Raw genomic sequence first — 14,283 nt, forward strand, 5'->3', positions numbered from 1 at the left:
CCACAACAGGCCGCGCTCTTGACTGGGGGGCATGACCTACGACGAACCGATCAGAGCGTCGCTGCGCCGCCTCCCCGGCTCCGCCCCGGCGCGCCCGGCCGGCATCACCGTCTACGAATGCGGCGCCGACGAGGCCGAGCTGTTCCGCGCGATCGAGCCCCGCTACGGGGTTCCGCTGATCCTCACCGACGCGGCCCTGTCGGAGGAGACCACCGCCCTCGCGTTCGGCAACCGGTGCATCAGCGTCGGCCACCGGACGCCGGTGCCGCGCCCCGTCCTGCTCGGGCTGAGCAGGCTGGGCGTCCGGTACCTGTCCACCCGGAGCGTGGGGGTCGACCACATCGACGTGGAGTACGCGCGGAACGTGGGGATCACCGTCGGCACGGTGAGCTATTCGCCGGACAGCGTGGCCGATTACACGGTGATGTTGATCCTCATGGCCCTGCGGGACGCCAAATCTCTGATCCGGCGCACGGATCGGCACGACTACCGCCTGGGCGCGCGGCGCGGCCGTGAGCTCAGGGACCTCACGGTCGGCGTGGTCGGGACGGGCCGGATCGGCCGCGCGGTGATCGACCGGCTCGGCGGATTCGGCTGTCGGGTGCTCACCTGCGACCGCTCCCCCGGGCCCGGCGACGTCACCCTCGACGACCTGCTGCGGCGGAGCGACGTGGTCACTCTGCACACGCCGCTCACCCCCGAGACGCATCACCTCCTCGACCGCCGCAGGCTCGGCCGGATGCGGCCGGGCGCCGTCGTCGTCAACACCGGCCGCGGCGGACTCATCGACACCGCCGCACTGGTTTCCGCGCTGGAGAGCGGCGAGATCGGTTGCGCCGCCCTCGACGTGATCGAGGGCGAGGAGGGCGTCTTCTACACCGACCGCGGCGGCACGCTCACCGACCCGGCGCTGACCCGGCTGCAGGATCTGCCCACCGCGATCATCAGCCCCCACACCGCGTACTACACCGACCACGCACTCGCGGACACCGTGGAGAACAGCCTCACCAATTGCCTCGACTTCGAAAGGCGGGAAACGGCATGAGCCGCATCAGGATCGGGATCGTCTTCGGCGGCCCCTCGGAAGAACACGCGGTGTCCTTCAAATCCGCTCGCGAGGTGGCCGCGAGCCTGGACACCGAGATGTACGAGGCGTTCTGGATCGGGATCACCCGCGACGGCGAGTGGCGCCTGTGCGACGGGCCGGTGATCGGCTGGGAGGGAGCGGGTTCGCGACCGGCGATCATCTCCCCGGACCGGGGCACCCGCGGCCTCCTCGTGCTCGACGGTGCGCGGCCCACGCCCGTCCCGCTCGACGTGGTCCTGCCCGTGCTGCACGGCACCGCGGGCGAGGACGGCGCGATCCAGGGGCTCCTCGAGCTCTCCGGAATCCCCTACGCGGGCTGCGATGTCGCCGCATCCGCGGTGTGCATGGACAAGTCGCTCGCCTATCTCGTCGCCCGGGTCGCGGGCATCGCGACGCCGGAGCACCGGATCATCGGGCCCGGGGAGGAACCCGACTCCGCGGGGTTCACGTATCCGGTCTTCGTCAAGCCCGCCCGTTCCGGCTCCTCCTTCGGCGTGACCAGGGTGGCCGGCCCGGACGAGTTGGCGCCGGCCGTCGCCGCGGCCCGGGAGTTCGACACCAAGCTCCTCGTCGAGGCCGCCGTCACGGGCCTCGAGGTCGGGTGCGCGGTGCTCGGCGATCCGCCGGATCTCACCGTCGGCGAGGTGGACCACATCGCCCTGTCCCACGGGTTCTTCCGCATCCACCAGGAGGACGCGCCGGAGACCGGGTCGGAGAACTCCGTCGCAATCGTTCCCGCCGACGTCCCCGCCGAGACCCGCGCCCGGGTGCAGGAGACGGCGAAGCACCTCTACCGCGCCCTCGGCTGCCGCGGCCTGGCCCGGGTGGACGTGTTCCTCACCCCGGACGGCACCGTGGTGCTCAACGAGGTGAACACTCTGCCCGGCCTCACCTCCTACAGCCGCTACCCGCGGATGATGGCCGCGGCCGGGCTCCCCCTGTCCGCCGTGATCGATCGCGTCGTGGCGCTCGCCCTCGACGCGGCGCCCGCCGCACCGCTGACGGGGGCGGGACGATGAACACCGACTTCGTCTACGTCGACGAGTACGTGCCCGGGGTCCGGTGGGACGCCAAATACGCCACGTGGGACAACTTCACGGGCAAGCCCGTGGACGGGTACCTCGCGAATCGGGTGGTCGGAACCCGCGCCCTGTGCGCGGCACTCCGCGCAGCGCAGGCCGCGGCGGAGGACGACGGCCTCGGCCTGCTGCTGTGGGACGGTTACCGGCCGCAGCGCGCCGTCGACCGGTTCGTGCGCTGGTCCCGGCAGCCGGAGACCGGCCTCACCAAGGCGCGCCACTACCCGAACATCGACAGGCGGGCGATGTTCGACCTCGGGTACGTCGCCGAGCGGTCGGGCCACAGCCGCGGCAGCACCGTCGATCTCACTCTGTACCACCGGGATTCCGGCGAGCTGGCGGACATGGGCGGCGGTCACGACCTCATGGATCCGGTGTCCGGCCACGGGGCGAGCGGGATCTCGCCGGCCGCGGCCGCGAACCGGCGCCGCTTGCGAACGATCATGGAGGACGCCGGCTTCCGGCGGTACGACACCGAGTGGTGGCACTACACACTGCGCGACGAGCCGTTCCCGGACACCTATTTCGACTTCCCGATCACCGTCACCGCCGCGCGCCGCGCCGCATGAGTACCGGCGGCGCCCCGCCCCATCGCCCGCGGATCGTGGTGGCCGGCGGGCACTCGGTGGGCCACATCGAGCCCGCCATGAACCTCGCCGACGCGATCCTCGCCACGGCCCCGTCGGCGGAGATCACGGCACTGGGCACTGCCCGCGGCCTGGACACGGTGATCATCCCGGCCCGCGGGCACACGCTGGAGCTGATTCCCCCGGTTCCGCTGCCGCGCAAGGTGGATCGCGAACTACTCCGCGTGCCGCGCCGCCTGCTCGCCGCCGTGCGGGCGGCGGGCGCGGTACTCGACTCCGCGGACGCCGAGGCGGTGGCCGGGTTCGGCGGTTACGTCGCGATGCCCGCCTACCTCGCGGCGCGACGACGGGGCCTGCCGATCGTCGCGCACGAGGCGAACGCCGTCCCCGGGGTCGCGAACCGGGTGGCCGCCCGCCTGACGCGTCACGTGTTCACCGCGTCCCCCGCGGTCCCGCTCACGCACGCCACCCCGATCGGCATCCCGCTGCGGCCCGGGTTCGCCACCCTCGACCGAGCAGCGCTGCGCGCCGAGGCCCGCCACCGGTTCGGGCTGCGCGCGCAGGGGCCCGTTCTCCTCGCGACGGGCGGATCCCAAGGGGCGGAGTCGATCAACGGGGCGGTCCGCGGGGCCGCGGACCGCCTGACCGCGGCCGGCGTGCAGGTTCTGCACATCGCCGGGCCGGGGCGCACCGTCGAACCGCCGCACGGCGGCCCGTCGTACCGGGTGCTGCCGTTCGTCGAGGAGATGCGCTACGCCTACGCCGCCGCGGATCTCGCGATCTGCCGGTCCGGCGCGATGACGTGCGCGGAGCTCGCCGCCGTGGGCCTTCCGGCCGCGTTCGTCCCGCTGCCCCTGCGCGGGGGCGAGCAACGCCGCAACGCCGAGCCACTGGTCGCGGCCGGCGGCGCGCTGCTCGTCGGCGACGCCGATCTGACGCCCGCATGGATCGCGCGGAATCTGCTGCCGCTGCTCACCGACCCCGTGGCGCTGGCGGCCATGTCCTCGCGCCTCGCGGCGGCCGGATCGCCGGACGCCGCAGGAACGCTCGCCCGGCACGTGCTCAGGCTGATCGCCGAGCGGCGGGCAACCGCACGGTGACCACGAGCCCGCCGCCGTCCCTGGACGCGATGTCGAGCGCACCGTCGTGCGCCCGGACGATCCGGTCCACGATGGCGAGGCCCAGGCCCACGCCGGCGTGCCCGGTGCTGACGCGCCCGGTACCGCGCTGGAACGGCTCGGTGAGCGTGCCGACGAGCCGCCCCGCGACCACCGGCCCGGTGTTCTCCACGACGAGGACGGCGTCCGCGCCCTCCGCGCGCACGGCGACCCGCACCGAGCCGCCCTCCTCGAGGTTGTGCACGATCGCGTTGTGCACCAGGTTCGTCACCATCTGCAGGATCAGCGCGGTGGAGCCGGTGGTCGTGGTGACGTCGCCGGTGGTGCGCACCGCGGTACCCCGGCCCTCGGCCAGCGGCAGCAGGGTCTCGGTGGCCTCCTCGGCGACGAGGGACAGGTCCACCTCCTCGCGGGTGAAGCTGCGCCGCTCCGCCCGGCTGAGCATGAGCAGGGCCTCGGTCAGCTCGATCGCCCGGGCGTTGACGTAGCGGAGCCGTTCGACGAGCTCGTCGGACTCCCGCGCGGGATCGTTGTGCGCCACGTCGAGCAGGGTCTGGGTGATGGCGAGCGGGGTGCGCAGCTCGTGGGAGGCGTTGGCGGCGAAGCGCTGCTGCTCCTCCATGTGCGCCTCCAAGCGGGCGAGCATCGCGTCGAAGGCGTCGGCGAGCTCACGGAACTCGTCGGTGCGCCCCTCCATACGGATCCGGTGCGCGAGCGAACCCTCGGCGGCGAGCCGCGTGGCATGGGTGATGCGGTTGAGCGGAGCGAGCATCCGGCCGGCCAGCAGCCATCCTCCGGCGAGGCCGAACACGAGTAGGAAGACCAGCGCGACAAGGGCCTTCGGCACGAAAGCCGCCTGCAGGTCGGCGCGGTCGGGGATGCCGATCAGCGGGGAGCCCGGCCCCGAACCCGGTTCCCGCGGGCCGACGGACGGCACCGCGATCACCTCGGGGACGTAGCGCAGCAGGAACACCCACACGACGGCCAGCAGGATGCCGCCCGCCACCATGAGGAATCCCGCGTAGCTCAGCGTGAGTTTGAGGCGGACGCTCATCCCGCGCTCCCGGTGGAGGCGTTCCCTATCCACGCGCGGCCCCCTCCGCGGCCGGCGCCGCGTCGATGCGGTAGCCGACACCCGGCACCGTCGCGATGATCCACGGCTCACCGAGCCTGCGCCGCAACGCGGATACCGTGATCCGCACGGCGTTGGTGAACGGATCGGCGTTCTCGTCCCACGCGCGTTCCAGGAGCTCCTCGGAACTGATGACCCCGCCCTCGGCGGCCACCAGGACCTCCAGCACGGCGAACTGCTTGCGGGTGAGCGCCACGTACCTGCCGTCGCGGAACACCTCGCGGCGGAACGGATCCAACCGGATCCCCGCGATCTCGCGCACCGGCGGGCGGCTGTGCGCGCGCCGCCGGTCGAGGGCGCGCAGCCGCAGCACCAGCTCGCGGAGCTCGAACGGCTTGGTCAGGTAGTCGTCCGCACCCAGCTCGAAGCCGGATTCCTTGTCGTCGAGGCGATCCGCCGCGGTGAGCATGAGGATCGGCATGCCGGTCCCGGAATCCACGATGCTCCGGGCGATCTCGTCGCCCGACGGCCCGGGCACGTCCCGGTCGAGCACGGCGATGTCGTAGGCGTTCACGCTGAGCAGTTCCAGCGCGGTGTCCCCGTCGCCCGCGATGTCGGCGGCTATCGCCTCCAGGCGCAGCCCGTCACGGACGGCCTCCGCCAGGTAGAGCTCGTCCTCGACGACCAGTACACGCATGGGCTCATGCTACGAGCCCGTGCGTATCGCCGGTGTATCGAATTTCCGGGCGGTGTCAGACGATCGCGCGGCGCACGATGGTCTCGTCGCGGCCGGGGCCCACGCCGATGCACGAGATGTGCGCGCCCGAGAGCTCCTCGAGCCGCAGCACGTAGTTCTGCGCGTTCTGCGGCAGCTCCTCGAACGTGCGGCACTGGGAGATGTCCTCCCACCAGCCGGGCATCGTCTCGAAGACCGGCTTCGCGTGGTGCACCTCGGACTGGGTCGGCGGCATCTCGTCGTAGCGGACGCCGTCGATCTCGTAGGCCACGCAGATCGGCACGCTCTCGATGGAGCTGAGAACGTCGAGCTTCGTGAGGAAGTAGTCGGTGATGCCGTTGACCCGGGTGGCGTAGCGGGCGATCACGGCGTCGAACCAGCCGCAGCGGCGGGCGCGACCGGTGGTGACGCCCACCTCGCCGCCGTGCTTGGCCAGGTACTCGCCCCACTCGTCGAACAGTTCCGTGGGGAACGGGCCCGATCCGACGCGGGTGGTGTACGCCTTCAGGATGCCCAGCACCGTCGTGATGCGGGTGGGGCCGATGCCCGATCCGACGGATGCGCCGCCGGAGGTCGGGTTCGACGAGGTCACGAACGGGTAGGTGCCGTGGTCGACGTCGAGCAGGGTGCCCTGGGAGCCCTCCAGCAGGATCGTCTCGCCGCGCTCGAGCGCCTTGTTCAGCTCCAGCCGGGTGTCGGCGATGCGGTGCTTGAAGCTCTCCGCGAGCTCCAGCGTCTCGTCCACCACCTGGCGCGCGTCGAGGGCGCGACGGTTGTAGATCTTGGTGAGCACCTGGTTCTTGAACTCCAGGGCCGCCTCGACCTTCTGGGTGAGGATCGACTCGTCCAGCACGTCCTGCGCCCGGACGCCGACGCGAGCGATCTTGTCCTGGTAGCAGGGGCCGATGCCGCGACCGGTGGTGCCGATCTTCTTGTTGCCGAGGAAACGCTCGGTCACCTTGTCGATGGCCACGTGGTACGGCATGAGCAGGTGCGCATCGGCGGAGAGCAGCAGGTTGGAGGTGTCCACGTCGCGGGCCTCCAGGCCGTCGAGCTCCTGCAGCAGGACCGACGGGTCGACCACGACGCCGTTGCCGATGACGTTCTTCACGCCCGGCGTCAGGATGCCCGACGGGATCAGATGGAGGGCGAACTTGTCGCCGTTCGGGAGGACCACGGTGTGGCCGGCGTTGTTGCCGCCCTGATAACGGACCACCCATTGGAGCTTCTCTCCCAGGAGGTCGGTGGCCTTACCCTTACCTTCATCGCCCCACTGGGCGCCGATCAGCACGATCGCGGGCATGCGAATTCCCCTTCCGGCTCAGAATCTCCGCTGGATTCACCTCGAATACCTGTGAGCCGTACCGCAACCTTACAGTAGGTGTGGTGAGCTCCGTGACCCAGAGCACCGTCGTGGTGCGCGCCCCCGATGTCCGCATCCCGGGCAGCCTTCGCGACCTCGAAACAGTGACCGTCGACCTGGAATCCGTGAAGTCGGATCTCAAGCAGAAGATGCCGACGCCGAAGCGCATCGTGGTCGCCGGTCCGGATCAGCTGCTGGCGGCGGTGATCGCCCGGCTGATGGCCAAGGACCGGCTCGACGTCGAGGTGGCCTTCACGCCCACCGAGAACTCGCGCGCGTCGTCGATCTACCCGCCGGGCGACCCGCTCACCGGTACCCCCCGGCCTGTGCCGCTGATCCGCGACGATCGCGGATTCGTCCTGGTCGGGCGCGCGAAGATCACCGGACCGGAGGGCGCCGAGCTCACGGGCGAGACGTTCGTCGATTCGGAGAAGCTGTTCACCGGGCAGGCGAAGGCGATCTTCGTCGAGCCCACGGGCGAGGGGGCCGGCGTGCGCGCCCGCCTCGCGAAGGGCCTCCGTCGGAAGTGGCTGACGGGCCGCGCCGCGCAGACGGGCGGCCTGGAGCTGCAGGTGACGCGGGACGGCCGGCTCGATCCCAGCGTCGTGACCCGCGCGACCTTCTACCGCAACACCGACGACTGGATCCTCATCAGCTGACGGGCGGCTCCGCGCGGAGCCGCTCGGCGTGCGCGGCCTGATGCGCCGTGGCGACCCGCATGAACCGCACCACCGCGGCCAGCTCGTCGTCGTCGAACGCGCCGAGCACGTCCACTTGCGCCGACGCGAGCATCGGCCCCATCGCCGCGTCGACGTGCCCGCGGAGCAGGGCCGTGGCGCGCACGATCACCCTGCGTCCGTCGTCGGGGTGCGGGTGCCGGGTGACGTAGCCGCGCTTCTCGAGGCGGTCGATCATCGTGGTGACACTGCCCGTCGTGAAGCCGAGCGCATCGGCCACCTCCCTGGGCGTGACCCTGGCGGGGGCGAGCACCAGCTCCAAGCAGGCCAGATCGGTCGCGCCGACGCCCAGGATCCGCGCGAGCTCGCGATCGAATCCGGCGACCGCGGCCTGATACGCCTGCACGGCGGGCCCCACCTCACGCGCAATATCGCTTGACATTCAAGCTACCTCCTCGGATGATTACTTGATATTCAAGCTATATCTTTCGGCGACGGGATACATCACGAAGGCTCTCATCATCGGCGGCGGGGTGGCGGGCCCCACCGCCGCCATGGCACTGGCCCGGGTCGGCATCGAATCCGAGGTGTTCGAACGGGACCACCAGGGCGCCGATCAGCGCGGCGCCTGGATCAGCCTGCAGGCCAACGGGATCGATGCGCTGCGATCCATCGACGCCGACGGCCCGCTGGCAGGGGTCGGCTACCCCATGGACACCATCAGCTTCGTCAACGGCAAGGGACGCCCGCTGGGCCGCATGCCGATGGCCGCCCGTCGGCCGGACGGGCTGACCTCCCTGATGATGCCCCGCTCCGCGCTCTACTCGGCGCTCGCCGACGAGGCGCGTGCCCGCGGGGTCCGGGTACGGAACGGCGCCCGGTTCGTCGACGCCACGGTCGACGACGACGGCGTGACCGCCGAGTTCGCCGACGGTACGCGCGCCCGCGGTGACATCCTCATCGGCGCGGACGGCATCCATTCGACGGTGCGCGCCCTGATCGACCCCGGCGCGCGATCGCCCCGGTACGTGCCCGTCCTCAACATCGGCGGCCACGTGCCCGGCCTCGCCGTGGAGGGCGAGCCGCGGGACTTCCGCATGCAGTTCGGCACTCGGTGCTTCTTCGCGTGGATGCCGACGCCGGACGGCGGCACCGTCTGGTTCGCGAACCCGCCCTCGCGGACCGAGCCCGAGCGCGGCGTGCTGTCCGGGATCGACGACGCGCAGTGGCGGCGGCGCCTGCACGCGCTGATGGACGGCGACGCGGGCCCCTCCGGCGCGATCATCGACGCGGCGCCCGGGCCGCTGTTCGGGTGGGCCACGTACGACCTCCCCGTGGTCGAGCACTGGCACGACGGGCGAGGGCGCATGGTGCTGATCGGCGACGCCGCCCACGCCACGTCGCCCGCGGCCGGGCAGGGCGCGGCGATGTCGCTGGAGGACGCCGTGATCCTGGCGCAGTGCCTCCGCGACCGGCCGACGACGGCCGAGGCGTTCGGCACCTTCGAGATCCTGCGCCGCGAACGCACCGAGAAGATCGTCGCCGCGGGGCACCGCGCGTCGAACTCCAAGGCCGCCGGCCCCGTCGCGCGGCTGTTCCGCGACCTGATGCTCCCCTTCGTGTTCCGGCGCGCCGCGAAGGACGGCGGGAGGTCGATGATGTGGTTGCAGGGGCACCACATCGACTTCGACGAACCGGTGCCCTCCGCACCGGATTCCGCGCCCGCGCGGCTCGGAGGCGGGCGTCAGCGCGGCTGATCGGGCCTGCGCTCCGGGCGCAGCACGGCGATGGCCGACGTGCGCTTGAGGCCGGCCACCTGCAGCAGGTCGACGATGGTGGAGCGCAGCTGCGCGTAGATGACCAACTCGTTGAGCGAGTTGCCGTCGCCGATGTCCAGCTGGTTCGCCCGGCGCGCCGCGGAGCGCAGGACGCGCGCGGCGTCGGCCTGGTCGGGGTGCTCCCCGGGGTCGGCCAGCACCACGTCGCGCAGCACCTTGAAACAGTCGGCGAGCTTCCCCACCTCGATCACCAGGGCCGGATCGACCTTCTCCTCCTCCTGATTGGAGGCGATGGCGCGGCGGGCCATGACGCGGACGTTGCGGACGGCGTTGTCCAGCGGATCCGCGATGGCGTCGAGCCGCTCCATCCGGGGCCGGGCACTCCAGAAGACGGGCGAGACCTTGGCGATCTCCATCCCCCCGGCCAGGTCGCTGGTGAGCTGATCCAGATCGGGCTGGGTGGACCGCGCGGTCTCCAGTGCCCAGTCCAGGTTCGAGCGGTCGCCGTCCGTGAGCCCGGCGGCGATCGACGCCGCGACCCGGCGCATCGTGTCGAGGATCTTCGCGGCGTCCTTGCGGGGACGGCGCGCGGGGTTGTTCGGGATCAGCGCGGCGATCAGCACGCCCACGAGCCCGCCGATCAGGGCGTCGAGCATCCGGGTCCAGCCGCCCGTCGAACCGGGCGGCAGGAGGGTGGCCACCAGCACCGCGGAGGACGCCGCCTGCATCGGCACCAGCGGCCCCCGGTCCGCGAGCACGGCGACGGCCATCGCGATCGCGACCACCAGGCCCAGCTGCCACGGCCCCGTCCCGATCGCGCTGATCAGGAGGTCGCCGACGCCGATGCCGACGGTGACGCCACCCACCAGTTCCAGCGAGCGCCGGAGCCGCTGGTTGAGCGAGAGCCCCAGGGAGATGACGGCCGCGATGGGCGCGAAGAACGGCGACACGTGGCCCACCACGTCGTTCGCGATGAACCACGCGATGGCCGCCGCCAGCGCGCACTGCACGATGGGCAGTTTCGAACTCCAGAGCCTCCGGGTGCGGCTCTGGATGACCTGCGGCAGGGCGTTGTGCCGCCGCCGTAGGCGGCTAGCCGCCGAGTCCGAGCTCGCCCGCGGCTTCGGGGTCACAGTCGTTCAGGAGGTCGAGGCAACGGAGGTACTCGTCTTCCTCGCCGATCGCCTTCGCCGCGCGGGCGAGGGCTGCGACGGCGCGCAGGAATCCACGGTTGTTCTCGTGGCTGTAGGGCACGGGACCGAAGCCGCGCCACCCCTGGCGACGGAGCTGGTCCAGGCCGCGGTGATAGCCGGTCCGCGCGTACGCGTAGGCCGTGACCACCTGCTCGTCGTCGAGCGCGGCCTCCGCCAGAGTGCCCCACGCCAGGGACGACGTGGGGAAGTCGGCCGCGACCTCGACGGCGGGGCGACCGCTCGTCAGCTGGGATTCCGGCTCCTCGTCGAGGTCAAGCAGGACCGGAGGCGGGCCGAGAAGATCTCCGAACGACGTCATGGCCCCAGTCTCGCACGAGCCGCGCCCGCTAGTCTGTCAGGTGTTCCGACTCGTACCTCACTACGAGCTCGGAGGAGTTACGGCAACGACGGATGGACGGAATCGATGGGGCGGGATTCGAATCGGGGAGCCTTCTCGCGACTGCGGGACCTGCGCGGGAGACTCGCCGCGTGGCCCGCTGCCCCGCTGTCCGACAACTCCGGCTCGGCCGACGTCGACGCGGACGCGCTCGGGAAGGCTCCGCAGGACGCGGTGAACCCGTCGCATTCGCAGTCGCTGGCCGAGCTCGTGGACTCCGCCGCCCCGCCCGCGTCGCCGAGTGAGGCCGAGACCACCGCCATCGAGGTGCCCGGATCCGAGCAGGTGCCGGCGTCTGAGGCGGAGACCACGTCGTTCGCCGCCACGTCGCGCGAGGACGACGGGGCGCCGGAGAAGTCCGAGACGCGCCCGTCCGAAGCCGAGACCAAGGCCTTCACCGCGGTGCCCCGGCCGGCTGCCGAGGAAGGTGCGAGCACGGACGACGGTGCCGAGGAGGCCGGCGCGAGCGCCGACGCCGAGGAGGCCGGTGCCGAGACCGCGGGCGACGAGAACGAGGCGGCCGCGGACGCGGCTTCCGCCGACGAGCCCGACGGCGACGCCGATGGGGCCACGACCGAGGACGAGGCGGAGCCCGAGGACGAGGCGGAGCCCGAGGACGAGGCGGAGACCGAGGACGAGCAGACTTCCGCGCTCCCTGCCGCGGCCGCCGGTGCCGCCGCGGTGGGCACCGCAGCCGCCGCGGCCGCAGCCGCGAAGGCGCGCGAGGACGACGAGGAATCCGCCCCCGAGTCCGAGGATCCGGCGGAGGCGGCCGTCGAGGAGCCCGCCGCCGAGACCTCCGACGATACCGATTCCGGCGAGTCCGACTCCGGCGCAGCCGGATCCGACGATGAGACACCCGCGGACGACGCCACCGAAGAGGAGACCCCGGAGGACGGCGCCACGCAGGAGGACGCCCAGGACGAGGCGTCCTCGCCGCTGCGCACCGTGGGGCCGGTGAACACCGCGCCGCCCGTGACCGAGGACGCCGGCGACCAGGCGGAGACGGACGCGGCGGAGACCGACGAGGCGAAGCCCACCGAGGACGACGGTTCCACGGAAGCCGAAGCCGCAGAAGCCGACACCGACGGCGCGGAGAAGGAGCCCGAGACCGCGGAGGCCTCTCCCCTGCGCACCGTGGGCCCCGTGAACACCGAGCCCCCCGCGACCGACGCCGACGTGTCCGACGCCGATTCACCCGAGGACGCAGAGACCGCCGCCGACGCAGAAACCGCCGAACCCGAGGACGAGGACGAAGGCAGCGGGGTCGCGAAGGCCGCGGGTGTGGCCGCCGTCGGAGCCGCCGCGGCGGCCGCCGCCACCGCGTCGGGCGACACGGAGGCCGACGCGGAGGCCGACGGCGCAGAGGTCGACGGAGAGACCGACGCAGAAGCCGGCGACGCGGGAACCGACGAGGCCGACGAGCCCGAGACCGACACCGCCGCAAGCGAGGACGCCGACGAGGCGGTCGCGCCGGAGACCGACGAAGAGAGCGCCGCCGAGCCCACCGCCGAGGAGGACTCGACCGACGACGAGGCAGAGGCGTCGCCGCTGCGCACCGTCGGGCCCGTGAACACCGAACCGCCCGCGCCCGAGGCCGCTGCGGATGCCGAGGGCTCCGAGGACACAGAGGACGACGGTTCCGCCGAGCCCGAAGACGACGGCGAGGACGACGCGAAGACCTCCGTCATCCCCGTCGCCGCCGCCGGTGCCGCTGCCGTCGGCGCTGCGGGAGTCGCCGCCGCGGCGGCCGCCAAGGACGGGAAGGACGGCGAGGACGCCGAGGCCGGTGACGACGACTCCGACAAGGACGACACCGCACCGGATTCGGCCGAGGACGCGAACACCACGGTGATCCCCGCCGCCGCCCCGGAGAAGCCGGACGAGGCGACGATCGACACCGAGCAGAACGAGGTGCCCGACGCGACGCCGCCCACCGAGGCGTTCGCCGCCGCCCCGCGACAGGCACCGCCCGCGTCCGCCGAGGGCGAGCGCGGCGCCCCCACCTACTTCCCGCCGTCGGCGCCCGGCGCGCCGCGGCCCGCCGCGGACGAACGCGGCGGCAAGCTGAAGTGGATCATCGGCGCGGCGGTCGTGGTGATCGCCGCGATCGTCGCCGCGGTGCTGCTGATCCCCGGTTCGCCGGGCTCGGTCACCTCCGGCGACTCCCGGCGGGCCGCCGCCGACGCGACCACGTCGTTCGTCACCGCCGTCAACAGCGGCGACCTCAACGCGCTGCGCCAGCAGACCTGCGGCGGCGCGAAGAAGTACTACGACGGGATCAACGACGCCGATTGGCAACGGATCCACGACAACGCCAAGAACGACGGCCTCCTCCTGGAACTCGATGCGCTGCAGGCCATCGAGGTGGACGGCGACCGTGCCGAGGTCCAGGTCCAGGTGCACTACTCGGGGCAGCCGGACGCGAAGGTACGCAACACGCTCTCGCTCGAGAAGAACGAGGACGCGTGGAAGGTGTGTACCCGCGTCGGAGCGCCATGAGTTCCCCCTCGGACCATCCCACGCGGAGGAACGAACCCGCCCCCGCGGCGCAGGCCGCTCCCCCGGTCGAGAAGCCGGTCCCGGCCGAGGCGGTGAGCGCACCGTCGACCGAGGCAGCCCCCGTGCGGAAGCCGCCCCCGGCACCGTCGGAGCCGAAGCTCGCGTACTCCGAAGTCCCCGTCCCCCCGGCGTCGCGGACGGATCGCTTCGTCCGCGGCGCCGGCCGCGTGGGACCGCCGCGGCGCACCGCGACGCCGCCCGTCGTGGCCCCGCGCCAGGTGGCGCCGCGCCCGCAGGGACACCACCATCCGAACGCGCCCACCATGGCCCGCCCACGCACGGCGGCGCCGCCCGCGCCGCGGGCCACCCAGTCCCGCGCCGGACAGCCGCAGGCCCGCCAGGCTCGGCCGCCGCGATCGAACCGCACCGCGAACCCGCCGGCCCGGCCGGTCCCCCCGCCAGCGTCCGCGCAGGCCGCCCAACAGGCCCGGAGTGCCCCGCAACGCACGAGGCCGCGGCTCACCGGCCCGGAGTGGGCGGCGGCCGCGGCCATGGTGCTGCTCATCCTGGCCGTCCTGATCGGCCTGGCGCTGTAGCTACTTCGCGCTGATCGACTTCCCCGCGGAGTGCAGGTCGTTGCACGCCTCGACGACGCGCTCGGCCATGGAGGTCTCGGCCTTCTTGAGGTACGAAC

General features: G+C 72.5%; 14 protein-coding genes. 8 read left to right on the plus strand and 6 right to left on the minus strand.

Features of this window, described 5'->3' with window-relative positions; translation table 11 throughout:
* Positions 1-31: 31 nt before the first annotated feature.
* Genes BN39_RS04090 through BN39_RS04105 form a run of 4 tightly spaced genes read left to right on the plus strand, consistent with a single transcriptional unit; the run spans position 32 to position 3,853 of the window.
* On the plus strand, positions 32-1,045 hold the full coding sequence (locus BN39_RS04090; protein ID WP_019201088.1) for an NAD(P)-dependent oxidoreductase: 1,014 nt from the start codon (positions 32-34) through the stop codon (positions 1,043-1,045).
* Positions 1,042-2,106, plus strand: coding sequence for a D-alanine--D-alanine ligase family protein (locus BN39_RS04095; protein WP_019201089.1), 1,065 nt, complete (start codon positions 1,042-1,044; stop codon positions 2,104-2,106). Before BN39_RS04090 ends, BN39_RS04095 begins: the two co-directional genes overlap by 4 nt.
* On the plus strand, positions 2,103-2,735 hold the full coding sequence (gene vanX, locus BN39_RS04100) for a D-Ala-D-Ala dipeptidase VanX (RefSeq protein WP_019201090.1): 633 nt from the start codon (positions 2,103-2,105) through the stop codon (positions 2,733-2,735). The genes BN39_RS04095 and vanX overlap by 4 nt, the downstream gene beginning before the upstream one ends.
* Positions 2,732-3,853 (plus strand): glycosyltransferase, encoded by a 1,122-nt coding sequence (locus BN39_RS04105; protein ID WP_019201091.1) that lies wholly within the window; start codon positions 2,732-2,734, stop codon positions 3,851-3,853. The genes vanX and BN39_RS04105 overlap by 4 nt, the downstream gene beginning before the upstream one ends.
* Here the strand turns inward: BN39_RS04105 and BN39_RS04110 are convergent.
* Genes BN39_RS04110 through BN39_RS04120 form a run of 3 tightly spaced genes read right to left on the minus strand, consistent with a single transcriptional unit; the run spans position 3,816 to position 6,982 of the window.
* Positions 3,816-4,958 (minus strand): HAMP domain-containing sensor histidine kinase, encoded by a 1,143-nt coding sequence (locus BN39_RS04110; protein WP_305807925.1) that lies wholly within the window; start codon positions 4,956-4,958, stop codon positions 3,816-3,818. The genes BN39_RS04105 and BN39_RS04110 overlap by 38 nt on opposite strands.
* Positions 4,951-5,640, minus strand: a complete 690-nt coding sequence (locus BN39_RS04115) for a response regulator transcription factor (protein ID WP_019201093.1) — start codon at positions 5,638-5,640, stop codon at positions 4,951-4,953. Before BN39_RS04115 ends, BN39_RS04110 begins: the two co-directional genes overlap by 8 nt.
* 55 nt (positions 5,641-5,695) lie before the next feature.
* Entirely contained in the window at positions 5,696-6,982 is a 1,287-nt protein-coding gene (locus tag BN39_RS04120) for an adenylosuccinate synthase (protein WP_019201094.1), read from the minus strand.
* Between the two features lie 83 nt (positions 6,983-7,065).
* Here BN39_RS04120 and BN39_RS04125 point away from each other — a divergent pair, with 83 nt between their 5' ends.
* On the plus strand, positions 7,066-7,701 hold the full coding sequence (locus BN39_RS04125) for a hypothetical protein (RefSeq protein ID WP_148281409.1): 636 nt from the start codon (positions 7,066-7,068) through the stop codon (positions 7,699-7,701).
* Here BN39_RS04125 and BN39_RS23820 read toward each other — a convergent pair.
* On the minus strand, positions 7,694-8,161 hold the full coding sequence (locus tag BN39_RS23820) for a MarR family winged helix-turn-helix transcriptional regulator (protein WP_040765836.1): 468 nt from the start codon (positions 8,159-8,161) through the stop codon (positions 7,694-7,696). The genes BN39_RS04125 and BN39_RS23820 overlap by 8 nt on opposite strands.
* Positions 8,162-8,186: 25 nt before the next feature.
* Between BN39_RS23820 and BN39_RS04135 the strand changes: the two genes are divergently transcribed.
* Positions 8,187-9,476 (plus strand): FAD-dependent monooxygenase, encoded by a 1,290-nt coding sequence (locus BN39_RS04135; protein ID WP_202803284.1) that lies wholly within the window; start codon positions 8,187-8,189, stop codon positions 9,474-9,476.
* Here the strand turns inward: BN39_RS04135 and BN39_RS04140 are convergent.
* On the minus strand, positions 9,464-10,630 hold the full coding sequence (locus tag BN39_RS04140; protein WP_019201098.1) for an aromatic acid exporter family protein: 1,167 nt from the start codon (positions 10,628-10,630) through the stop codon (positions 9,464-9,466). The genes BN39_RS04135 and BN39_RS04140 overlap by 13 nt on opposite strands.
* A complete protein-coding gene (locus BN39_RS04145; protein WP_019201099.1) occupies positions 10,590-11,009 on the minus strand; it encodes a DUF3151 domain-containing protein in 420 nt (139 codons plus the stop codon). Before BN39_RS04145 ends, BN39_RS04140 begins: the two co-directional genes overlap by 41 nt.
* A gap of 105 nt (positions 11,010-11,114) precedes the next feature.
* Here BN39_RS04145 and BN39_RS04150 point away from each other — a divergent pair, with 105 nt between their 5' ends.
* Positions 11,115-13,589, plus strand: coding sequence for a hypothetical protein (locus BN39_RS04150; RefSeq protein ID WP_040765839.1), 2,475 nt, complete (start codon positions 11,115-11,117; stop codon positions 13,587-13,589).
* Positions 13,586-14,185: a hypothetical protein gene (locus BN39_RS04155; protein WP_040765842.1), complete on the plus strand. Its 600-nt coding sequence runs from the start codon at positions 13,586-13,588 to the stop codon at positions 14,183-14,185. The genes BN39_RS04150 and BN39_RS04155 overlap by 4 nt, the downstream gene beginning before the upstream one ends.
* Positions 14,186-14,283: the final 98 nt, after the last annotated feature.

The sequence above is a fragment of the Tsukamurella sp. 1534 genome, from assembly GCF_000312385.1.
Lineage (GTDB): Bacteria > Actinomycetota > Actinomycetes > Mycobacteriales > Mycobacteriaceae > Tsukamurella.